This is a genomic window from Paenarthrobacter aromaticivorans, from assembly GCF_019038615.1.
In the GTDB taxonomy this organism is placed as follows: Bacteria; Actinomycetota; Actinomycetes; order Actinomycetales; family Micrococcaceae; genus Arthrobacter; species Arthrobacter aromaticivorans.
In genome coordinates, this window is sequence record NZ_JAHOPC010000023.1 from 12134 (window position 1) to 34354 (window position 22221).

A 22221-nucleotide genomic window follows, 5' to 3' on the forward strand; every position below is an offset into this window, starting at 1 on the left:
TCTAGCTCCTGGCCTCTGCGTAGGTCCACAGTCTTATCTGGAGGTGGGCAAGCAATCGTTCGTCCGCGGACTGCAGGTCCAGGCCAGCCTCTTCGCAGGCGCGTCGGAGCCGGTAGTGGACGGTGTTGCGGTGGATGGCCAGTTCCTCCGCGCAGCGGTTCACGTCGCCAAAGAATTCGAGGTACGTGAGCAGCGTCAAAGCGAACTCCGGGTATCGGTCGCAGAGCTTCGCTATGCCTTGGTGCCGTAGCCCTTTCCGGGTTTCCAGCAGATCCAGCAACTCGTTGGTGAGGACCGTGGTTTCGACATCCCGGTAGGACGCAACACGGATCGACGGAGTGCTCTGCAGCACTTTGAGGACGCTGCGGACGTGGTCGAGCGTGGCGTAGAGGGCGTCTAACCGCGGAACAATCGGGCCCACGGCGGCTTGGACCTGGAAGTGCAGGTGCGTGGTGGCGTCCCGCACGATCGTGTTGACCAGCCGGTTGATCGCGGGCAGGGACTTCACCGGGTCCAGATCGGGCAGGATGATCGCTGTTTCCGTGCCCAGGGCTCCCACCACTGCTCCCGGACGGTAGGCGGCCGCGTGGATGGATGCGAGATTGGAGAGCTCACCCCTGCGGAGCTGTTGCCCCGGGGCGCTCTGGTCCAGCCCGCCCGCCGAAATCAGCACCAAGGCAGCAGGTTTGGAGGGGTCGATGCCCGCCGACTGGGCCTGCGAGTGAACTTGTGCCGTACCGCTGAGCAGGCTGGACACGCGGTCTTCGCGCATCGATTGGGATTGTTGGTTCCTGTGGCGCACCAGTTCAATCGCGGCATGCCGGGCAGCACCGATCATCAGCCTGTCAGTGTTCGGCGCCAACGGCTCGGCACCTTCCTGCAGCCAGATGTAGCCCATCACCCGGCTTCCCGCGTGGATGCCAATCGCCACGCGTTCCCGAAGGCCGGCATCAGGGTTGGCCTCCACATGGACCGGTTCCTCGGTTGCCTGAAGGTGCTTGTAGACGCCTGATTCCTTGAGGAGTTTCTGGTACCGCTCCGGTCCGCGCCGCGCAAGGATGGACAGGCGACGGAGCTCATCAACATCGTTGGATGCCGGGGAGTAGGCGAGGACCCTGTTTCCTGGATCTTCGATGACCACGTGGCCGTTGGTCAGGGTTGCGGTTGTTTGGGCGATGGCGAACAAGTCCCTGTGCACCGTGGTGGGGTTCCCCCCGGATACACCGCGTTCCCGGATACGGTCCACGGCGACGCTTTCGAACTTGTCCCAGCGAAGGCCGGGGGCCACTGCCACCAATCCGATACCGGTGGATTGCAGCAGTTCAGCCACGGCTTCGAGTTCACGTTCGTTGCCCTTGACTGCCACAGCGGTGGGCCGGCTGCTGATAATCCGGCGGATTGCCGGCAGCGCCACACGTCCACGGGCGCCGATGAGCATCACCAAGGACCCAGGACGGGTGGCATCCTCATCTTCTGCATCCACAATGACGGTTTCACGAACCGTCATGTTGTCCGTGTCCGGAGCAAGCAACAACCGTGCGTTGTCCACGCCCAGGTCTTCAAGTACGTCGCTCAGCAAGGTGACGACGCCGTCGTCGTCAATATCCAGGGCCTTCAACGAAGCTATCGCTTCCTCTCGTATTCAATTCGGGTCAACCGGACGTCCTTCGCCATTGAAGAAGTCCTGCCCATGCTCCTGCGCAATCGCGCACAGCCAGAAACATTACCGGGCCTTCAGGACACCAGTGTTGTCCAGCTGGCACAAGAGCCGGGCCCTGAATTTGGTTCGCCAGCCAATTTGCGGGATTCGCCTGAGATCTAGAGTTATTGACTGTCCCCAACGCCACAAACGCTGTGCGTCGCGCCAGCGCACACAGCACGTCTGTGCCATTTGGGACTGTTGAGCTGCCGACGGCGGCGCCGGAGTCAAAGGAGACCCCCAAGTGATACCCACGTCAGTTTCAGCGCATTCTGCTGCGCCCGACCGGTCCGACGAGGCCGGCCCCCTGCTTGTTTCCCAGGAGCCAGGCCAGGATTTCTCAACGGAAGAATCGGGCTACCGGAAGACCCTCAAGCCCCGCCAGATCCAGATGATCGCCATCGGCGGCGCGATCGGTACGGGGCTGTTCATGGGAGCCGGCGGCCGCCTCAATGGTTCAGGCCCGGCCTTGGTCCTGGTCTACGCGGTGTGCGGATTCTTTGCTTTCCTCATACTGCGCGCATTGGGTGAGCTTGTTCTCTACCGCCCGGCCTCAGGCTCGTTCGTTTCCTATGCCCGTGAGTTTTACGGCGAGAAAATGGCCTACACGGCTGGTTGGTTGTACTTCCTGAACTGGGCCATGACGTCAATCGTGGATGTGACCGCTGTGGCCCTGTACGTGAAGTTTTGGGGCCAATTCTGGCAACCCATTAACGACGTCCCCCAGTGGCTCATTGCCCTGATCGCACTTGTGGTGGTGCTGGCATTGAACCTGTTGTCCGTGAAGATCTTCGGCGAGATGGAGTTCTGGTTCGCCCTCATCAAGGTGGGCGCGCTGGTGGCTTTCCTCGTCGTCGGAATCTGCTTCATTGTCCTTGGTGGCCGGACGGATGTGGGCGTTCCCGGCCTGAACGTCATTGCCGAAAACGGCGGCCTTTTCCCCACCGGAGCGGTGGCACCGCTCCTGGCGATCAGCGGCGTCGTCTTCGCGTACGCAGCTGTTGAGCTGGTGGGCACCGCCGCCGGCGAAACCGCCAACCCGCACAAGGTCATGCCCAAAGCCGTCAACACGGTGGTCCTCCGTATCGGCATTTTCTACGTCGGCTCCGTCCTGTTGCTTTCGCTTCTGCTGCCCTTCACGTCCTACAAGTCCGGTGAATCGCCGTTCGTGACCTTTTTCTCGCACCTTGGCGATCCCCAGGCCGGCGCGATCTCGGCCTCCGTGATGAACTTCGTGGTTCTGACCGCCGCCCTCTCCAGCCTCAACGCTGGCTTGTACTCCACCGGCCGGATCCTGCGTTCCATGGCAATCAAGGGCTCAGCTCCCCGCTTTACCGCCCGCATCAGCGCTTCCGGTGTCCCTTACGGCGGCATCCTTCTGACTGCCGTCGTCACCTTGATGGGCGTGGGCCTGAATGCCATCGTTCCTTCGCAGGTCTTTGAAATCGTGCTCGAGGTCTCCGCGCTGGGCATCATCGGCGGTTGGGCCACCATCATGCTCTGTCACATCAAGTTGCAGTCTTGGGTGCGCAGCGGCAAAGTGGCCAGGCCCGCGTTCCGACTCTTCGGCGCCCCCTTTACTTCCTATCTCACCCTCGGATTCCTGGCCTTTGTCCTGGTCACCATGGGCTTCTCGGAGACGGGCCGATGGGTGCTCGCTTCCCTGCTGGTACTGGCGCCGCTGCTGGTGGCCGGCTGGTATGCCCACCGTGGCCGAATCCGTAATGAGCAGTCCGCTTTGAACCCGCCCTCAGTTTGAAAGAGAAAACACGTCACATGAGCACCCTCTCCCCCCTTCCAAAAATTGGCACGCCCAGCCGCGCCTGGAGGTCGCGCGCCGATGCTTGGGAGTTCCTGGGATATGCCATCAAGCAGCTGGACTTGGACCGTCAGTCCGGATCGTCCGACTCGGGTTTGCACTCCCAGATCAGCCGGACTTTTGCCCTCTTGGACGCCGTGGAGCCCTACTGGGCAGAACCGGGCGTTGCCGCTGTGGCACAGTTGCGCCAATTAGTCGACGACGGCGACCCCCACGCAGCGCTCGAGCTTCTGGCCGGTTTGGCGCACCTTCCATTGGCTTCCGGAGCGGAGCAAGGTTCAGTTTCCGGGCTTGTCCAGGAGTCGCTGGAGGACGACGCTGCACAAGCCGAGCAGGCTGAGCGTCCTCGCTTCGAGGTTCTGGTGGTGGACAACATCACGCCCCAGGAAGCGGAGGCGCTGAAGAACAACATGGCAGCCCAGCGGCGCCCATCGGATGCTTTCACCTACGAAATCAATGTGGTTCCGAGCTACGAAGACGCGCTGGTCGCCGTCCTGCTTAATCCAGATATCCAGGCCGTGATCCTGCGCCCGGGCTTTTCCGTTCGCAGCTCCCAGCAGCTGGGCAGCGACCTCCGCCGGTTCCTGGCTGGGCACACTCCCGAAGGCCTCCAGGCCTTGCGGCCCGTCAAACGGATCCTGGGGCTGGCCGAGGAGATATCCGGTCTCAGGCCCGAGTTGGATGTCTACCTGGTGGCGGGTGTCTCCATCGAGTCCCTGGCCGGATCACTGACCAGGAAGTTTCGCAGGATTTTCCGCAGGCAGGATCACCTGGACCTGCACTTGTCAGTTTTGTCCGGGGTTGCAGAACGATACGAAGCTCCGTTCTTCACCGCCCTGCAGGATTACAGCCGCCGGCCTGCAAGCGTCTTCCACGCGCTGCCCATTTCGCGTGGTGGATCCGTAGGGAACTCCCCTTGGATCCGGGACATGGCCGATTTTTACGGGACCAACCTACTGTTGGCAGAAACGTCGGCAACTTCCGGCGGCCTCGATTCCCTGCTGGACCCGCATGGATCCATCAAGCAGGCGCAGGACCTCGCTGCCCGGGCCTTCGGAGCGCAGAGAACATACTTCGTTACCAATGGCACGTCCACGGCCAACAAGATCGTTCATCAGTCACTGTTGGCACCTGGTGACGTTGTGCTGGTTGACCGGAACTGCCACAAGTCCCACCACTACGCCTTCGTGCTCGCCGGGGCCCGCGTTTCATATCTGGATGCCTACCCCTTGGACAAATACGCCTTCTATGGCGCTGTGCCCTTGGCGAGTTTGAAGCGCAGGCTGCTTGAGTACCGGCGGGCCGGACGGCTGCACGAAGTCAAAATGGTGACGCTGACCAACTGCACTTTTGATGGAATCGTTTACGACGTCGAGCGTGTCATGGAGGAATGCCTGGCCATCAAACCGGACCTCGTTTTCCTCTGGGATGAGGCATGGTTTGCTTTCGCCCGCTCCCACCCCATCTACCGGCGTCGAACGGCAATGGCTTCAGCAGCCGCACTGGAAGCCTCCTTCAGCAGCCCTGCCTACGCGGCCCGGTACGCCGAGCAAGCTGCGGCCCTGCATGACCCCGTAACCGGTGAACCCCTTGATGACGAGGCATGGCTGAACAGGCGGCTGATTCCCAACGCTGCCAAGGCGCGCATCAGGGTTTACGCCACCCAGTCAACACACAAGACCCTGACGTCCTTGCGCCAAGGTTCGATGATCCATGTGTACGACCAAGACTTCATGGCGTCCAACCAGGAGTCCTTCCGCGAGGCGTACATGACCCACACCTCCACCTCACCCAACTACCAAATCCTGGCTTCCCTGGACATTGGCCGGCGACAGGTGGAGTTGGAGGGTTTTGGGTTGGTCCAGAAGCAGTCCGACCTCGCCGTCTCGGTGGCACAAGCAGTCGCACGGCATCCACTGCTGAAGAAATACTTCCGGGTGTTGACCTCACGGGACCTTATTGAGCCCCAATACCGCGAAACCCGTGCCGCCATGCCGCTGCGGGAGGGATTGGCGGAACTTGAGGACGCTTGGCAGCGCGATGAGTTCGTTATTGATCCCAGCCGCCTCACGCTGGACATCAGCAGGACAGGAATCGACGGCGACTCGTTCCGCCACAGCTACCTCATGGACGATCACGGAATCCAAGTGAACAAGACGTCCCGGAACACTGTGTTGTTCATGACCAACATCGGTACCTCGCGAAGTTCCGTGGCGTACTTGATCGAGGTCCTGGTCAAACTCGCCGAGGGATTCGAGAACCCGCATCCCTCGTCGCGACCTCGGACAGTGCCCGTGCTTTCGCCTGCATCGCCGCAGGCCGGAGGATCAGCGGTGGTTGCGCAGACACCACCGCTCCCGGACTTCAGCACGTTCGCGGCGCGGTTCCGTGTGGACGATGCCTGCGAAGACGGCGACATTCGCGCGGCCTACTTCGAAAGCTACAAGCCCGAATCCACGGCCTACTTGTCCGCCGACGAATTGGCCCTTGCGGTTCGGGCTGGGCAGGAAGTCATTTCCGCTGGCTTCGTCACGCCGTACCCGCCCGGCTTCCCTATCCTTGTCCCAGGCCAGGTCATCACGCGGCAAACTTTGGAGTTCATGGCTGCTTTGGACACCCGCGAGATCCATGGCTTCGATCACGAACGTGGCTACCGGGTCTTCGTGGACGGGTCTGCGGTTTCGGGGTCCGGCTCCTCGGAAGCTGGTGTTACGGAGACTGCCGTTGAAGCGGCGGGCATCGGTCGGTTGCCCGCCGCTTCGTAGGGCGTAACTCAGGCGTTTTGTCGGGACTCAGGCGTTTTGTCGGGACTCAGGTGTTTGGCGGGCCCAACCAAAAGCAGGTGCGATGTACTTCGCGACGTTCCCCAGGAGCTTCGCGTTGTACTCCACCCCCAGTTGGTTGGGCACCGTCAGCAGGACGGTATCGGCAGCTTGGACGGCTGCATCGGCTGCGAGTTCTTCCGCCAAGGCGTCCGGCTCCCCGATGTAGCTCTTCCCGAAACGGGACAACGCGCCGTCGAGAATTCCTACCTGGTCCTGCCGGTCCGCTTGGGCGCGCAGGCCGAAGTAGCGGTTGTCCACCTCATCGACGATCGGCAGGATGCTGCGGCTGACGGAAACGCGCGGCTCGAAATCGTGACCCGCGGCTGCCCAGGCTTCGCGGAACATCTGGATCTGCTCGGCCTGCAGTTGGTCGAACGGGACGCCCGTGTCTTCGGTCAGGAGGGTTGAACTCATCAGGTTCATGCCCTGCTCAGCGGCCCAGACTGCAGTCTTGCGGGTGCCGGCACCCCACCAGATCCTCCGTGGAAGGCCTGGGGAGAGCGGTTGGATGGGCAGAAGTCCGGTGGCTCCGCCCGCATAGTGGGGATCGGCCTGGGCCACACCGTGCCCGGCAATGGCCTTGCGGAAGAGCGCCGTGTGACGCCGCGCCATGTCCCCGGTGTCCTCGCCTTCATCCGGGACGTAGCCGAAGTTGGCGGCACCATTCAGGGCAGGCTCGGGTGAACCGCGGCTCACGCCGAGCTGAAGCCTGCCGTCGCTGATCAGATCCGTTGCGGCAGCTTCCTCCGCCATGTAAAGCGGGTTCTCGTAGCGCATGTCGATCACGCCTGTGCCCATCTCGATCCTGCTGGTCCGCGCCGCGATCGCCGCGAGCAACGGGAACGGGGAGGCTTGCTGCCGGGCAAAGTGGTGCACACGGAAGAACGCTCCGTCGATTCCCAGTTCCTCTGCGGCCACGGCCAGTTCGATGCCCTGCTTGAGTGCTTCTCCGGCCGATGGCACCACTGAACCAGGGACGCGTGCCCAATGGCCGAAGGAAAGGAAGCCGATCCGTTTGTTGTGCATGTCCGGGACAACTCTTGAGGCGGCCCAGGAATTCCTCGCGAAGAAACTTATCCAGCGCGTCGGTAGTGCATGGCGACCGCGCCGTTGCTGAGCGGCTGCGCCGTGATCAGCTCAAGTCGCCGGGTGCTGGGCAGTCCGCCTTGGTACAGGGTTGGGCCGTGCCCCGCGATCATGGGGTGGATGAGGAATTTGTACTCGTCGATCAGGTCCAGTCGGTCCAACGCTGTGGCGAGTTTGCCGCTGCCGAGAAGCACTCCGCGGGGAGTCCGATCTTTGAGCTCCTGCACCGCCGTGCGCAGGTCACCGACGACGTGGTGGCTGTTTGTCCACGGGAACTCGCTCCGCGTCGCCGAGACGACGTACTTCGGCTTGGTCTCCAACTTGAGCGCCCACTCGCGCATCGCCGGCGGGGCATCGACGTCGCCGCGGGCCACCGCTGGCCAAGCGCTCTCCATCATCTCGTAGGTGGTGCGTCCCCAGAGCATCGCGCCGCTCTCGTCCAAAAGACGTGTGTAGTGGGCGTGCGTCTCGTCGTCCGCGATGCCCTCCCGGTGGTCCACACAACCGTCCAAGGTGAAGTTGATGCCGAACGTTAGAAGGCCCATGCGCCGATTCTAGGCCCCCAAAAGCAACGCGGGGTCAGTTACGGCCCATGTTTGGCTTCAACATCGGCCGTATCTGACCCCGCGTTGCTTTAAGAACTAATCCCTAGCGGCTGCTCCCCGCCAGCAAACCACGACGCTGGAGGAGGCGCTTCTCAATCGGGCCGAAGACGAGGAGCTCGATCAGGATGCCCACGGCCAGGATCAACAGGATCGCAGACATGACCACGGCCATGTCTGACAACGCACGTCCTTGGTCAAGCAGGGAGCCCAGGCCGAAGCCAATAGTGCCGCCCACGGCGATGATTTCCGCGGCCATCAACGAGCGCCAGGAGAAAGCCCAACCCTGTTTCAGGCCGCCGATGTATCCGGGAAGTGCTGCAGGAAGGACGATCTGCAGGGCCATTTGCAGCCGGTTCGCACCCAGGACGGTGCCCACGCTGCGGTACTGCGGCGGGATCTGGTCAACACCGGAGATCAGGCCATTGATGATCGAGGGAATGGCACCCATGAGGACCACGAAGTACACGGTGCCGTCGGTCAGGCCGAACCAGATGATCGCCGCAGGAACCCAAGCCACGGACGGCAACACCTGAAGCCCGGAAATCAGCGGCCCAAACGCACGGCGGAGAGGAGCAACCTGCGCCAACAACAAGCCCACAGGCGTAGCAACCACAACCGAAATCAGGAAGCCGACCAAGCCACGCTGAAGGGATGTCCATACCGATTCCTGGACCTTGCCTTCGCCCCAGAGCGTCACGAGTTGGTTCAGCACATCAAGGGGCCCGGGTACCTGGTCACGGCGCTTGAGGCCAAGGGAAACGTAGAACTGCCAGACGAGGACGAGTACAACCAACGCTGCGATCGGTAGCAGCACGCGCTTCCAATCGATGCCTGCTTTGCGTGCGGCGTCGGACTGGAGGTTGTCCAGGCCCGCTTCGAGGTCGCGGAGTTCGGAAGGGTTGCCCTTCAAGGACGGCGACGTAATGTGCTCGCTGGATTCGCTCACGGGAAGGGTCCGCTCTTGGGTGGTGGTGGGGTTACTTGGCATGGCGGCGGATCTCCTCGCGTAGCCGGCGGGTAATGACTCCGGTCAGCTCCCCAGCGCGACCAGCATCCGTTCGGTGTTCCTCGGTGACATCCCATTCGGCCACAACACGGCCCGGACGCGAGGACAACAGCAGCACCCGCTGGCCCAAGCGGACAGCCTCACGAACGTTGTGCGTCACAAACACGATGGTGCGGCCGGTTTCCTTCCAGATCCGCTCGAGTTCGTCGTGAAGGAGGTCGCGGGTAATCGCATCAAGTGCCGCGAAAGGCTCGTCCATCAACAGCAGCTGCCGGTCCTGAGCCAAGGAGCGAGCAAGGGCAACGCGCTGCCGCATGCCACCGGACAGTTCGTGCGGACGCTTGTCGCCAGCACCGCCGAGGTGGACCAGCTCCAGCAGTTCAGTTGCCCGTGCGCGGCGGCTGGCCTTGGTGCTGGACTTGTCAGCCAGCTGAAGTGCGAGCTCGATGTTGCCTCGCGCCGTCAACCACGGGAACAGCGCCGAGTCCTGGAACATGAAGGCCGCGCCGTCGCTGGGCACCTCAAGAGCGCCCGACGTCGGATGCTCAAGTCCCGCCATGATGTTCAGTAGCGTGGACTTGCCGCAGCCGGACGCACCGAGGAGGGCAACGAACTCGCCCTTCGCGATGGTGGCATTGACGTCGTCCAGCACCGGGGCGCCGTCGCCGAAGCGCTTGCCCAGGTTCTCGAGTACGACTGGCATGGTCCCGTCCTTCGTGTTGATGTGGTGGAGCTGATGTGGCTGAAGGCTGGCCCGCTCCCCCACCCGTGTTTCGGAGGGGAAGCAGACCAGCCGTTTGGTGCTTAGTCCTGGCCGAGACCTGCAGCGGAGGTCTTCTTACCCTCTACTTCGTTCAAGGCCCGGAGATCGAAGATGCCGTTGATATCGGCAGCCTTGGTGGTGCCAGCATCTACGCCGTCCTGCAGGAGTTTTTTGTATGTTCCGGCGAGCGGGTCCGTGGTGAAGGTGATGTTCTTCAGCGCTCGGTCGATCACGTTGGCGGGGAGCGGCTTTCCGGCCGTGTCCTTGAGGACAGCGTTGATGGTGCTCGCCTTCTCCTCTGGAGTTGCGGAGTTCAGCCAGTTCACGGATTCAACATGGCCCTTGAGCAGTGCCTTCACAGTTTCCGGATGCTCAGCGGCGAACTTCTTGTTCACGATCAGGATGGTGGTGGTGAATTCGCCCTTGTCCCACAGGTCCTTTTCGTCAACCAGGACTTTCCCGCCGGCTTCCAGGACCAACCGGGAGGCCCACGGCTCAGGCAACCACGCGCCGTCGAGCTTTCCGTCCTGGAAGAGCTTCAGCGTCTGGGCGTTTTCGGTCGGGTTGATGGTGACGTCGCCGCTGCCGTCCGGGTTGGTCTTGTAGCCCTGGTGACCCAACCAAGAGCGGAGAGCTACGTCCTGGGTGCCGCCAAGCTGCGGCGAGGCGAGGACCTTGCCCTTGAGGTCGGCCGCGGAGTTGATGCCGGGCTTGACCACCAACTGTGCTCCGCCTGCTGCTGCGCCAGCGATGATGCTGACGGACTCGCCGTTGCTCTTGACGAAGGAGTTGATGGCCGGGTTCGGACCGATGTACGTGGCGTCGATAGCGCCGGCGTTCAAAGCCTCGATCGCGGCAGGGCCTGCGTTGAAGATCTGGGTGCTGAGCTTGGTATCGCCGAGGTCCTTGGCGATGATGCCCTTGCTGATGCCTACCAGGGCCGGGGCGTGCGTCACGTTGCTGAAGTAGCCAAGCTTGAGCTCAGCAGCGGGCGACGTCGTGGGAGCCGGAGCGGCCTCGTTGCTGCGGGAGACGGCAGAGGCAACCGCAGCGCCTGCACCGATCAGCAGGACAAGGCCGACGGCCAGGCCGATCTCAAGGGCGCGGCGGCGCTTGGGCTTGTTGGTCTCACCGGCGACGATGCGGATGGTGCCGGAATCGGGCTTCTGTGACTCGGGGGTGTTTGCCATGGGGAGGTCCTAATGAGATGTGGGATGCGAAGGGGCGAAGATCAGGCCCCTTGACATCGCCCGCTCGGGGCAAGGAAGGACCATTCCGGAAAGGTCATGCCTTCACAGTAGGGACTGTCATATTTCGGCTTCAATCCCACAGAAACCAACGTTCACGCAGGGTCACGTGACGTCATATTCGGCGTCAGGCCTTCAATGTTGCGCAGGGTTGTGCGGCACTTGCGTTCACGAAGGGTCACGTGGCGTCATGGTGGCGGCGAGCTTCAGGATGTCCTGCGGCGTCGTGCGGCAGCAGCCACCGATCAGCCGGGCTCCCCGCTCGCGCCAATCGGGGGCATTCCCGGCAAGAGTGGTTGTACCCAGGCCGCCCTCGGAAGGACCCCACGTCTTCGTGACGGCGTCGTAGGTCTCCCCCGAGTTCGGGTAGGCGACCAACGGTTTGTCCGAGAACCCGTTCAGCGTCCCAAGAGCGGGCGTCACCAGTTCCAGCGGCACGCAGTTAACCCCGACGGCGGCCACCCGCGGCTCCGCACGGAGCAGCGCAGCCACCTCAGCCAACGGGGTTCCGTCGCTGATGTTTTCCGCGTCCCGCAGGGTGAACGTAAACCAGGATTCGACGTCGAACTCCGCCACGAGCGCCAGCAGGGCCTCCGCTTCGGCGAACGACGGCAGTGTCTCGCACGCCAGGAAATCAGCCCCGGCTTCCACAAGGGCGGCAATACGTGGACGGTGGAAATCCATGAACTCCGCGGTGCTCAGCGTGTAGTCGCCGCGGTATTCCGAGCCATCAGCAAGGTAGGCACCGTACGGGCCCACGGACCCGGCCACGAGAAGAGGGCCGCTGGAAGGGTTCGCCTCGGCGTGTTCGCGTCGTGCTTCGTCTGCCAGCCGGACACTCCGCGCCACCAACTCCAGCGACTCCTCCACGGAAAGCCCGCGCCGCGCAAAGCCCTGGGGAGTGGCCTGGTAGCTGGCCGTAATGGCCACGGAGGCACCGGCGTCGAAATAATCCCGGTGGACCTGCTTGATCAGGTGTGGCTGCTCCAGCAGGACCTTGGCCGACCACAATGCGTCCTCAAGATCGCAGCCGTGGGCCTCCAATTCCGTGGCGAGGGCCCCGTCAAGGACGAGGTCCTCACCGGAGTCCAACAGGGTGCTGAGTGCTGTGTTCTGGGGCATGTAGTGATCTTCCTGCTAAATCGCTCAATGAAAAAACCGCAGCTTGTTCGAAATCCCCGCCGTACAAGGCCGGGAATTTCGAACAAGCTGCGGTCTATCTGACTCTTCGACCTTAGATGACGTAGCGCTCGTCTTCGTGATCGCCAGGGTGGTCCTTGACCAGACCGGCGGCAAGGGTGTTGCCGTCGATGGGGTCGATCACCAGGAAGGCGCCCGTACGGCGGTGGTGCAGGTAGTTCTCCAGCGGCAACGGAGCCGCCAGGCGAAGCTGGGCATGTCCGATGTCGTTGAGCTCAAGGCTTGAGGCGGGCTCCACGTTGAACGTGGCCAGGTCCAGCTTGCCAGTGACGTTGCGGACCAAAGCCTGGACCGTGCGCGTACCGTGCTTCACCAGAACCTTCTGGCCTTCACGCAGGGGCTTGGGCGAGAGCCAGCACAGCGACGCGTACAGGTCAGCGGTGCTTTCGCGGACCGTGCCTGCGGCAGCGATGGTGTCGCCACGGGCAATGTCGATCTCGTCAGCCAAACGAACGGCAACCGACTGCGGAGCAGCCGCTTCCTGAAGTTCCTTGCCGGCGAAGTCGATGCCAGTAATCCGGGTGATACGCGGCTCGTGGCCAGGGCTCAGAACAGTGACTTCGTCGCCAACCTTCACGGAGCCTTCGGTGATCTGTCCAGCGTAGGCACGGTAATCACGGTAGGCCTCGACGTCCAAGCCACCAGCCACAGCATCAGGCGCCAAGGCACCCTGCGGACGGATCACCAGCTGCACCGGGAAGCGGAAGCTCTCCAGTTCAGCCTCGAGTTCATCTGCAGCCGGGAGCGTTTCCAGGACCTCAAGCAGGGCCGGACCGGTGTACCAAGGAGTGCGCTCTGAGCGGTCCACCACGTTGTCGCCATCCAGTGCCGAGACGGGAACAACCAGCAGGTCAGCCACGCCATCGGACCCAAGACCCAGCTCGCGGGCAACCTTCTGCACATCAGTTTCGATGTCGCGGAACACCTGCTCGCTGAAGTCAACGAGGTCGATCTTGTTCACCGCCACAATGACGTGGGCAACGCGCAGCAACTGCAGCACGGACAGGTGCCGGCGGGTCTGCTCAAGAACACCCTTGCGGGCGTCAATAAGCACGACGACGGCATCCGCAGTGGACGCGCCGGTCACCGTGTTTTTGGTGTACTGAACGTGGCCCGGGCAGTCCGCCAGGATGAAGCTCCGGCGATCCGTGGCGAAGTAGCGGTACGCGACGTCGATCGTGATGCCTTGCTCGCGCTCGGCACGCAGGCCATCGGTCAGGAGGGCGAGGTCAATCCCACCCTTGTCCCCACCAAAGCCGCGGTCGGCAGAAGTGCGGGCTACGGCGTCGAGCGTGTCAGCAAGAATCGCCTTCGAATCGTGAAGGAGGCGGCCCACCAAAGTGGACTTGCCGTCGTCCACGGATCCGGCAGTGGCGAAGCGGAAAAGCGTGGACGGAAGCGGCGCGGACTCCAGTCCGGCCTGCAGGAATGCGGTTTCGGTGCTCATTTAGAAGTAGCCGTCCTTCTTGCGGTCTTCCATGGCTGCCTCGGAGATGCGGTCATCTGCGCGGGTGGCGCCACGTTCGGTCAGGGTGGAGGCAGCGACTTCAACTACGACGTCGGCCACGGTGTAGGCGTCGGACTCGACGGCACCGGTGCAGGACATGTCGCCCACCGTGCGGTAGCGGACAGTCTTGGTGATGACGTCCTCGTGCGGGAGCGGCTGGGAAACCTCGCCCACAGCGCGCCACATGCCGTCACGGGCGAAGACCTCGCGCTCGTGGGCGTAGTAGAGGCCGGGCAGCTCGATGTTCTCGCGCTCGATGTAGCGCCAGATGTCCAGCTCGGTCCAGTTGCTGATGGGGAACGCGCGGACGTGTTGGCCCACCGTGTGGCGGCCGTTGTACAGGTTCCACAGCTCGGGGCGCTGGTTGCGCGGGTCCCACTGGCCGAATTCGTCACGGAGGCTCAGGATGCGCTCCTTGGCGCGGGCCTTGTCCTCGTCACGACGGCCGCCGCCGAAGACGGCGTCGAACTTGTTGCGCTGGATGGCATCAAGCAGCGGAACGGTCTGCAACGGGTTGCGGGTGCCATCGGCACGCTCGGCCAGTTCGCCGCGGTCGATGAACTCCTGGACCGAGCCGACAACCAGCTTCAGGCCGAGACGCTCAACGGTGCGGTCGCGGAACTCGAGGACCTCCGGGAAGTTGTGACCCGTGTCCACGTGCAGGACCGGAAAAGGAACCTTGCCCGGCCAGAAAGCCTTGGTGGCCAGGTGGAGCATGACCACGGAGTCCTTGCCGCCGGAGAACAGTAGTGCGGGCTTCTCGAACTCGGCAACCACTTCACGGATGATATGGATGGCTTCGGACTCGAGGGTGTCCAGGCTGCTCAGGCGTTGAGCTGGAGGGGCGTCGACTGCCGCTGCAACTTCCACTGTGGACTCCTCTGTTGTGTACGTGCTCATGTGTGTAGTCCGCATTCTGTCTTGTCGGATCCTGCCCAGCGGCCGGCGCGGGGGTCTTCACCCGGGGCCACTTTGCGGGTGCAGGGCTGGCAGCCGATTGACGGGTAGCCCTGGCTCAGGAGGGGGTTGACGGGAAGGATGTTGTCCTCGGAGTACTCGACCAACTGGTCGAAGGTCCAGTCGACCATCGGGTTAACTTTGACCAGGCCAAAGCCCTCGTCCCAAGTGATCACCGGCGTGTTGGTGCGGGTGGGTCCTTCGTCGCGGCGAACACCGGTGAACCATACTTCGTAGCCGGCAAGCGAGCGGCGCAGCGGCTCTACCTTGCGCAGCGCGCAGCACTGGGCGGGGTCGCGGGCGAACAGGTCCTTGCCCAGCAGGCGGTCCTGCTGTTCAACGGTGTTCTCCGGGAGCACGTCCACCACGTTGACGCGCAGGTTCGCCGCAACTTCGTCGCGGGTCTCGTACGTTTCCTTGAAGTGGTAGCCGGTCTCCAGGAACAAGACGTCGACGCCGGGAAGCTGGTCCGCGACCAAGGCCGGAAGAACGGCGTCGGCCATGGAGCAGGCGACCGTCACCGCGGGCAGCTCGAAGTTCCGGGCCACCCAGGCGATGACATCGCGGGCGGGCGCGTTCCAGCCAAGCTCTGCGGCTCCGGCTTCGGCCAGTGCCTTGAGTTCTTCGTTGGACCGTTTGAGGGCTGTCGTCACTGGAGGTCTCCTTCATCTGCGGAGAGTGCCCACTCTGCGAAGGTCTGGCCCTCGGCGCCAACGGCGACGAATTTGCGGACCACACGCTCCACGTAGTCAGGCAGGTCTTCGACCGTGACCTTGAGGCCGCGGACAGTACGTCCCAAGCCGGCTTCCTCACGCTCGTTGTTAGCCAGTCCGCCACCGAGGTGGACTTGGAAACCCGGGGTGGGGTCGCCGTCGGGCGTTGGCAGCATCATGCCCTTGAGGCCGATGTCCGCGGTCTGGATGCGGGCGCAGGAGTTGGGGCAGCCGTTGATATGGAGGGAAAGTGCCTGCGGGAGCTGCTTGGTCTCCACGAGGTCGGCAAGGCGGCGTTCCAGTTCAGCAATGGCGGTTGCCGCGGTGACCTTGGTTTCCACGATGGCCAGCTTGCAGAACTCGATACCCGTGCAGGCGATGGTGCCGCGACGGAACACGGACGGACGGGCGGAAAGGCCCAGCGTGTCCAGTTCTGCGATGAGCGGCTCCACCTGTTCCTTGGCTACGTCCAGGATGACGAGCTTCTGGTGGGGAGTAGTGCGCAGCCGGTAACTGCCGTGCTGTTCCAGCGTGTCGGCAAGCTTCACCAAGGACTCACCGGACGTACGTCCCACGGTGGGGGTTACGCCGATGAAGAACTTGCCGTCCTTCTGCTCGTGGACGCCGATGTGGTCTCCAGGAGCCGTGGGCTTGGGAGCGGCGGGGCCGTCCGGAAGCTTGAAGCCGAGGTATTCATCTTCCAGGATCTGGCGGAACTTGGCCGGGCCCCAGTCGTTCATCAGGAACTTCAGGCGGGCCTTGGTACGCATGCGTCGGTAGCCGTAGTCGCGGAAGATGCTGGTGACGCCGAGCCAAACTTCAGCGGCGACGTCCGCCGAGACGAACACGCCAAGACGCTCGGCCAGGCGGGGGTTGGTGGACAAGCCGCCGCCAACCCAGAGGTCGTAACCGGCACCGAGTTCGGGGTGGACAACGCCCACCAGGGCGAAGTCGTTGATCTCGTGGACAACGTCCTGGGACGGGTGCCCGGTGATCGCAGTCTTGTACTTGCGAGGCAGGTTGGCCAGCTCGGGGTCGCCGATGAAACGCTCGGCGAGCTCGTGGATGAGCGGCGTGGGATCGATGATCTCGTCCTTCGCGATGCCGGCAACCGGCGAACCCAGGATGACGCGGGGAACATCGCCGCAGGCCTCGGTGGTGGACAGGCCGATGGATTCAAGGCGGCGCCAGATCTCCGGCACGTCCTCCACGCGGATCCAGTGCAACTGGATGTTCTGGCGGTCCGTGAGGTCGGCCGATCCGCGGGCGAAGTCCACGGAGATCTGGCCGATAACCCGCAGCTGCTCGGTGGTCAGCGCACCGCCGTCAATGCGGACGCGAAGCATGAAGTACTTGTCTTCGAGCTCGTGCGGCTCAAGTGTTGCGGTCTTGCCGCCGTCAATCCCGGGTTTGCGCTGGGTGTAAAGGCCCCACCAGCGGAAACGGCCGTGAAGGTCGGTGCCGTCGATCGAGTCGAAGCCCTCTTTGGAGTAGACAGACTCAATCCGCTCACGGACGTTCAGCCCGTTGTCTTCCTGCTTCCAGGTTTCATTGGCGTTGAGTGGCTCAGTGCCATCAACTTTCCACTGGCCGTGAGGCTTGGCGGCAGGGCGGGTGCGTGCTGGGCGCGAGGGGACTGCGGAGTCCGCGGGCGCACCGGCTACAGCTGTATCTGTCATACGTCGACTTTAGGTCTGGCCAGTTTTCGTCAGCAAAGGTCCGGAAACGCTAAGTCACCTAGGGAAACATTTCGTCACGAACACGCCAGCGGCCTTGTCCCAAGGGCCTGTATATGCAGGGTCCTTTTGTGCTCCCACCGCGCAAATAAAGGTTAGGACGCCCTTGCCAGAACGGCGTCGTAACGCTCCAACGCTATCTCCGCGAGAGCCGGCGACGGCAACAGCGGAGCCGTAACAACGTCCGCTCCAGCCTTGGCCAGCTGATCGTGGAAGTAGCCAGTTGCCAGCAGGTACGAGGACACGAAAACCCTCCCTGTTCCACCGTCTTCGGCGAGTTCGGCACGCAACGAGGCGACGCCGTCGGGCACTGTTGGCTGCGCGCTGGCACCATAGGCGACGCGAACCTTGTTCGGCAGAAGCTCGGCCAGCTGCCGCGCCTGCTCCTCGGAGTCCACCGAGCCGTCCGGAAGGGACGATCCCGCGGCAGCCAGCAGCACGCCGTCGTTCTCCTTCAGCCCAGCAGCGCGCAAGTGGGTGGCAAGCAGCTCCGCCAAACGCGGGTCCGGCCCCAGCGGCCTCGCCGCCACTACTTCCGGCCGGCTCTTGATCGCCTTGGGCACGTCCACCTTGATGTGGAAGCCGGTACTCAGCAAAAGCGGTACGACGACGGCGGCCGTCCCCTCAGGAAGGCCCTCCACCACGCCGGACAGCTCAGGCTCCTGCACGTCCACGTACGCCTCAAGCACCTGTAGGCCGGGGCGCAGGGCTTCGATTTCGGCCATGACCTGGCGGATGGCGGCCTGGCCTTCGGCGTTGCGGGTTCCGTGGGCACAGGCGATCAAAACGGGGCTGTTCATGGGAGCTAGCGTAACGTTGAGCCAGCACCTACTGAGAGTCGCAGGCAGAAAGAACCCGTCCACTTGATTTCCATCGACATTGTCCTTCTGTGGCTTGACCTGGTCGGCGTGTTTTTCTTCGCGGTCTCGGGTTCGCTGCTGGCAGCCCGCAAACAATTCGACATCGTGGGTTCTGTACTCCTCGCGTCCATTGTGTCGCTCGGTGGTGGCGCGATCCGCGACGTCGTCATCAACGCCGGACCCCCTGTTGCTTTCACAAATCCGGTCTATCTGATCCCGCCTCTGCTCGCTGCACTGCTGGTGTACTTCCTGTTCTCGTCCGTGCAGCGCTTTACGTCCCTATTAACCCTGTTCGACGCCGGTGGGCTCGCCCTGTTCTGCATCACCGGGACGTTGAAGGCACTCACGTCCGGCATGAATCCTGTGGCTGCGATCCTTTTGGGCGTCACAACAGCAGTGGGCGGGGGTCTGCTGCGCGATATCACGGCCAACGAGATTCCTACCCTTTTTGATGCCCGCGACATCTACGCGCTACCCGCGTTCGTGGGGGCTGGATTGACCACCCTGCTCTGGCACCTTGGCCTGTTCAGCGGGCTCACTGCATGCCTGGTGGCCGGCATCGTTTTCGCCTTCCGCGTCACAGCCTGGAGGCGCAGTTGGTACGTGCCATTGGCCGTGCGCGGATGGCAGCGTGGAGGCACCGGAGCGGGCGCAATTTCGGGTGCCCGCGATTAGCTAGGATAAGAGCATGACTGACATGTTCCTCGAGAAGTTCCGCGCGCTGGTCCCAAAGTATCTCGAGGATGAATGGCAGGAAGAAGACGGCCTCACACCAGGGGAACTGGACGAGGCCCTCGCCGATCACTCCTTCACGATCCCGCTGGCGTTGCGCGAGTTCTACCTCGCACTCGGCGGCTGCGAAGACCTCATGGAGGCCTACCACTACTTCTGGGATCCCGAAGAACTCGAGGTGGACGACGACGGTTTCCTCATGTTCCTCGAGGACGAAGAGGAACAATTCACCTGGGGCTTCCGCATCGCCGATGTCAGCATCCCGGACCCCATCGTCTGGCGCCGCAACAACGCCCGCGGGCAGTGGAAGAGCGAAGAAGGCACATTCTCCGAGTTCGTCTTCGACATGTTCGAGTGGGCGTTCAACGACGAAGACTAGGTTTTGACTGGCAGCCCCTGCGCTCCCTTTGTTGGGTGGTGTGGGGGCTGTTTTTGTTTGGGGGTTCTGGTGGGCTGATTTTGGTGGGGACCGTTGCTTCCTGACCATGTTTGGCTTGGCCAGGGCCAGTTTGCCCCCTATTTCGGTTGCATCTGTGGTGCCGGTCCCCCAAAGAAGGTCCCGAAGCCACGGCACTCCGGCTTCCAGGCCCCATCAACAACCACGACGGCGACACTCACCCCTGGCCCAGCCCGCGCCAATCGCTGGTGGCTGCGGGTTCCTGACCAAGTTTGGCTTGCCCACAGCCGCTTTGCACCCTATCCGGGTTGCATCAGAGCGGCCCGTTCTCCAAAGAAGGTCCCGAAGCCACGGCACTCCGCTTCCATGTCCCACCAACAACCACGACGGCGGCATTCATCCCGGCCCAAGCCCGCGCAAATCGCCGGGGGCTGTGAGTTCCTGACCCTGTTTGGCTGGGCCAGGGCCATTGTGCACCCTATTTCGGTTGCATTAGAGCAGCCCGTCCTCCAAACAAGGTCCTGAAGCAGCGTCCCACTGAGGTCTTGCTGTTAAAACGGAATGGCCCCGGTCCGCTGCAACGTTACGAGTCATACGCTGCACCGAACCGGGACCACAATCTCCGTTCGCATCAGACCCACCGGAGGCATTTAGTGGATCCGTGAATAGCTTATGACAAGTCTGTCATATATGCAACTTTTGCCGTCAATGATTTTCCCACAACCAAGATCTTATTTACGGATCCGTGCAGTTATCCACATAGCTGCAAAACACAGCACATTCAGGATTGAAAGCACGGAAGCATGACCGAATGAACCTCATCGAATTCCTTCAATCCCGGCATGGAGCAGCCAGGACCACGGATCTAAAGCGGGCCGGTTTTACAGAACGCTCCCTGTCCGAGGCCACACGATCGGGAGCAATCGAACGTGTACAGCGCGGCGTGTATGTCACCAAGGGAGCAGACCCCGACGTCGTTGCGGCCTTTCGTGCGAATGGTCGTCTGACGTGCATCTCGGCCGCGCGGTTCTACGGGTTCTGGACGCTTCACGATCCGGACATCCTGCACCTGACCTGCGGTAACGGTCTGCCCAATCCAGCAGTAGTTAATCACGCATTAGCCCTACATCCACGCCACCCATATCTGCCGGTAGTCGGAGTGGCCGACGTCGTGATGCACGCCCTTCGTTGCTTGCCTGAGTTGGAATCATTGGTCATGGTTCAAAGCGCGATCGCCCTGGCCCTGCTCACTCCCGACTACCTCCGTTCGAGGCTAACCGGGAATCGGAACGGCAAGGCCCGGTCAATCCTCGATCTAGTCCTGCCAAGGGCGGATTCCTTGCTTGAGGTTCTGGCCCACACTCACTTTGTGCGGGCGGGACTCCGCGTCCGCATGCACGTGCAGCTGCCCGGGGTTGGGGAAGTCGACTGTCTGATCGACGATTGTCTGGTCATCGAACTCGACGGCGGTACACATTTGGAAGGGAAACAAGTGAAAAAGGACCAATATCGGAACAACGCCAGTATCCGAGGCGGCCACTTGGTCCTTCGCTACTACTACGCGGACGTCGTTCATAACCCTGAACGAATGGTGTCCGAGGTGCTCGCTGTCTTGGCCAACAGGGAAGCCGGCCGCTTCGGACCGTCACGCTTGCAATCCAAGTAGCCCCCGGCGTCGTGAACTATCACCACGCCCGCAGCCTCCTGACCATCATTGAAGCCAAATCAGCCAACACGCAACCCAAAAAGGGTGCACAACGACCATCCGCAACCCAAACAAGGTCAGGAACCCACACCCCAGACGCCCAAGTAGCCCCCGGCGTCGTGAACTATCACCACGCCCGTGGCGTCCTGACCTCATTGAAACCAATTCAGCCAGCACGCAACCCAAAAAGCGTGCACAACGGCAGATCGCAACCCGAACAAGGTCAGGAACCCACACCCACAAAGAGAAGGCTAGCTACTCCGATCCACCACTGCATGCGCGAAGTTCGTCAATGACGCCTTCACCACACCCTCAGGCAGCGGGGCCAAGGCGGCAACGGCCTCGGCGGACCACTGGCGGGCGATCTTCCAGGATTCAGTGGTCACCGGGTGTTCGCGCAAACCGGCCACAGCATCGGCAAGAGCGGAATCAGACGTCAAGTCGCCGTCAACAAGCTTCAAGAGCTCAGCCGCTGACGAATCACCGGCAGCAGCATCGCGCCGCAGCAGCAGAACGGGCAGCGTGGGAACACCTTCGCGGAGGTCCGTGCCCGGGGACTTGCCGGATTTGACCTTGACGCCGGTGACATCGATGACGTCGTCGGCAAGCTGGAAGGCCACGCCAACCTTCTCGCCGTACTCAACCAGGAGGTCCTCAAACGAGGGGTCGGCTCCGGCGAAGATCGCCCCAAGCTGGCCGGAGGCTGCAACCAGGGATCCAGTTTTGTCGGCGATCACGGAGAGGTAGTGCTCTACAGCGTCTTCATCCTCGCGCGGGCCCACGGTCTCGTGGAGCTGGCCGAGGCAGAGGCGTTCGAAGGTGCGTGCCTGGATGCCGAGGGCACGGGAGCCGAGCTCGGAGACCAGGATGGAGGCGCGGGCAAAGATGAGGTCGCCGGTGAGGATGGCCACGGAGTTGCCCCACACTTCGTGGGCGGTCGGGGCGCCGCGGCGGAAGGGTGCAGAGTCCATGACGTCGTCGTGGTACAGGGTGGCGAGGTGCGTCAGTTCAACCACAACCGCAGCCTGGACCACCTCGGGACGTGAAGCATCTCCAAGGTGCGCGCACAGCAAAGTGAGCAGCGGACGAATGCGCTTGCCGCCGGCTTCCACCAGGTGGCGCGACGTTGCGTCAGCAAGGGGATCCGAGTTGGAGATGGCTTCGCGAAGCTTCTTTTCCACGCGGGCAAGGTTGGTGGTGATAGCCGGGCCGAGTTCGGCGTCGCCGGCGATAGCGGCAAAACCGGCGGGCAGCTGGAGACCCGTTGCGATCGCGGTGGTGTTGGGGGCAGGCTCAACAGTGTCCGGCAGGCCGTGCCCGGCATGCGTCCAGCTGTGTTCGGCAGAGTTCGTCACGGCTTAACC

The 22221-nt window shown here is 62.7% G+C and carries 18 protein-coding genes; 5 read left to right on the forward strand and 13 right to left on the reverse strand.

Annotated features, from left to right (window positions below; all coding sequences use genetic code 11):
• Position 1: 1 nt before the first annotated feature.
• Entirely contained in the window at positions 2-1618 is a 1617-nt protein-coding gene (locus KSW38_RS22445; protein ID WP_216927366.1) for a PucR family transcriptional regulator, read from the reverse strand.
• A gap of 388 nt (positions 1619-2006) precedes the next feature.
• On the opposite strand from KSW38_RS22445, the gene KSW38_RS22450 reads away from it, so the two are divergent.
• A complete protein-coding gene (locus KSW38_RS22450; RefSeq protein ID WP_254186826.1) occupies positions 2007-3458 on the forward strand; it encodes an amino acid permease in 1452 nt (483 codons plus the stop codon).
• A 17-nt stretch (positions 3459-3475) separates the two neighbouring features.
• The gene (locus tag KSW38_RS22455; protein ID WP_216927368.1) at positions 3476-6283 is read left to right on the forward strand and encodes an aminotransferase class I/II-fold pyridoxal phosphate-dependent enzyme; all 2808 of its coding nucleotides are present in this window, start codon (positions 3476-3478) and stop codon (positions 6281-6283) included.
• A gap of 27 nt (positions 6284-6310) precedes the next feature.
• Here the strand turns inward: KSW38_RS22455 and KSW38_RS22460 are convergent, their stop codons facing one another.
• The 11 genes from KSW38_RS22460 to KSW38_RS22510 form a co-directional block, all read right to left on the reverse strand.
• Positions 6311-7369, reverse strand: coding sequence for an LLM class flavin-dependent oxidoreductase (locus tag KSW38_RS22460; protein ID WP_216927370.1), 1059 nt, complete (start codon positions 7367-7369; stop codon positions 6311-6313).
• A gap of 47 nt (positions 7370-7416) precedes the next feature.
• Positions 7417-7974 (reverse strand): dihydrofolate reductase family protein, encoded by a 558-nt coding sequence (locus KSW38_RS22465; protein WP_216927372.1) that lies wholly within the window; start codon positions 7972-7974, stop codon positions 7417-7419.
• A 103-nt stretch (positions 7975-8077) separates the two neighbouring features.
• Complete coding sequence (locus KSW38_RS22470; protein WP_216927374.1) at positions 8078-9022, reverse strand: ABC transporter permease; 945 nt, start codon at positions 9020-9022, stop codon at positions 8078-8080.
• The gene (locus KSW38_RS22475; RefSeq protein ID WP_216927376.1) at positions 9012-9743 is read right to left on the reverse strand and encodes an ABC transporter ATP-binding protein; all 732 of its coding nucleotides are present in this window, start codon (positions 9741-9743) and stop codon (positions 9012-9014) included. The genes KSW38_RS22470 and KSW38_RS22475 overlap by 11 nt, the downstream gene beginning before the upstream one ends.
• A 101-nt stretch (positions 9744-9844) precedes the next feature.
• Positions 9845-10993, reverse strand: a complete 1149-nt coding sequence (locus KSW38_RS22480; RefSeq protein WP_216927377.1) for an ABC transporter substrate-binding protein — start codon at positions 10991-10993, stop codon at positions 9845-9847.
• A 225-nt stretch (positions 10994-11218) separates the two neighbouring features.
• Entirely contained in the window at positions 11219-12172 is a 954-nt protein-coding gene (gene mmuM, locus KSW38_RS22485) for a homocysteine S-methyltransferase (protein WP_216927378.1), read from the reverse strand.
• A 112-nt stretch (positions 12173-12284) separates the two neighbouring features.
• Positions 12285-13697 carry a sulfate adenylyltransferase subunit 1 gene (locus tag KSW38_RS22490; RefSeq protein WP_216927392.1) on the reverse strand — a complete coding sequence of 471 codons (1413 nt, stop codon included), beginning with the start codon at positions 13695-13697 and terminating at the stop codon, positions 12285-12287.
• Positions 13698-14657: a sulfate adenylyltransferase subunit CysD gene (gene cysD / locus KSW38_RS22495; protein ID WP_216927394.1), complete on the reverse strand. Its 960-nt coding sequence runs from the start codon at positions 14655-14657 to the stop codon at positions 13698-13700. It lies immediately after the preceding gene.
• Positions 14654-15367 (reverse strand): phosphoadenylyl-sulfate reductase, encoded by a 714-nt coding sequence (locus tag KSW38_RS22500; protein WP_216927396.1) that lies wholly within the window; start codon positions 15365-15367, stop codon positions 14654-14656. Before KSW38_RS22500 ends, cysD begins: the two co-directional genes overlap by 4 nt.
• Positions 15364-17106 carry a nitrite/sulfite reductase gene (locus KSW38_RS22505; protein ID WP_216927398.1) on the reverse strand — a complete coding sequence of 581 codons (1743 nt, stop codon included), beginning with the start codon at positions 17104-17106 and terminating at the stop codon, positions 15364-15366. The genes KSW38_RS22500 and KSW38_RS22505 overlap by 4 nt, the downstream gene beginning before the upstream one ends.
• 152 nt (positions 17107-17258) lie before the next feature.
• On the reverse strand, positions 17259-18026 hold the full coding sequence (locus KSW38_RS22510) for a sirohydrochlorin chelatase (protein WP_216927400.1): 768 nt from the start codon (positions 18024-18026) through the stop codon (positions 17259-17261).
• Here KSW38_RS22510 and KSW38_RS22515 point away from each other — a divergent pair, their 5' ends adjacent.
• From KSW38_RS22515 to KSW38_RS22525, 3 genes are all read left to right on the forward strand, one after another.
• Positions 18027-18698 (forward strand): trimeric intracellular cation channel family protein, encoded by a 672-nt coding sequence (locus KSW38_RS22515; RefSeq protein WP_216927402.1) that lies wholly within the window; start codon positions 18027-18029, stop codon positions 18696-18698.
• Positions 18699-18711: 13 nt separating this feature from the next.
• Positions 18712-19134, forward strand: coding sequence for a hypothetical protein (locus KSW38_RS22520; protein WP_216927411.1), 423 nt, complete (start codon positions 18712-18714; stop codon positions 19132-19134).
• Positions 19135-19963: 829 nt separating this feature from the next.
• On the forward strand, positions 19964-20818 hold the full coding sequence (locus KSW38_RS22525) for a type IV toxin-antitoxin system AbiEi family antitoxin domain-containing protein (protein ID WP_216927413.1): 855 nt from the start codon (positions 19964-19966) through the stop codon (positions 20816-20818).
• A 290-nt stretch (positions 20819-21108) separates the two neighbouring features.
• Here KSW38_RS22525 and KSW38_RS22530 read toward each other — a convergent pair whose 3' ends face one another.
• Positions 21109-22212 (reverse strand): polyprenyl synthetase family protein, encoded by a 1104-nt coding sequence (locus KSW38_RS22530; protein ID WP_216927415.1) that lies wholly within the window; start codon positions 22210-22212, stop codon positions 21109-21111.
• Between the last annotated feature and the right edge of the window lie 9 nt (positions 22213-22221).

Bases quoted from the DNA above. Each gene is read 5' to 3' on its own strand.
- KSW38_RS22465 (WP_216927372.1), bottom strand. From the start codon at position 7,974: ATGGGCCTTCTAACGTTCGGCATCAACTTCACCTTGGACGGTTGTGTG.
- mmuM (WP_216927378.1), bottom strand. From the start codon at position 12,172: ATGCCCCAGAACACAGCACTCAGCACCCTGTTGGACTCCGGTGAGGAC.
- KSW38_RS22520 (WP_216927411.1), top strand. From the start codon at position 18,712: ATGACTGACATGTTCCTCGAGAAGTTCCGCGCGCTGGTCCCAAAGTAT.
- KSW38_RS22455 (WP_216927368.1), top strand. From the start codon at position 3,476: ATGAGCACCCTCTCCCCCCTTCCAAAAATTGGCACGCCCAGCCGCGCC.
- cysD (WP_216927394.1), bottom strand. From the start codon at position 14,657: ATGAGCACGTACACAACAGAGGAGTCCACAGTGGAAGTTGCAGCGGCA.
- KSW38_RS22470 (WP_216927374.1), bottom strand. From the start codon at position 9,022: ATGCCAAGTAACCCCACCACCACCCAAGAGCGGACCCTTCCCGTGAGC.
- KSW38_RS22490 (WP_216927392.1), bottom strand. From the start codon at position 13,697: ATGAGCACCGAAACCGCATTCCTGCAGGCCGGACTGGAGTCCGCGCCG.
- KSW38_RS22525 (WP_216927413.1), top strand. From the start codon at position 19,964: ATGAACCTCATCGAATTCCTTCAATCCCGGCATGGAGCAGCCAGGACC.
- KSW38_RS22460 (WP_216927370.1), bottom strand. From the start codon at position 7,369: ATGCACAACAAACGGATCGGCTTCCTTTCCTTCGGCCATTGGGCACGC.
- KSW38_RS22480 (WP_216927377.1), bottom strand. From the start codon at position 10,993: ATGGCAAACACCCCCGAGTCACAGAAGCCCGATTCCGGCACCATCCGC.
- KSW38_RS22475 (WP_216927376.1), bottom strand. From the start codon at position 9,743: ATGCCAGTCGTACTCGAGAACCTGGGCAAGCGCTTCGGCGACGGCGCC.
- KSW38_RS22505 (WP_216927398.1), bottom strand. From the start codon at position 17,106: ATGACAGATACAGCTGTAGCCGGTGCGCCCGCGGACTCCGCAGTCCCC.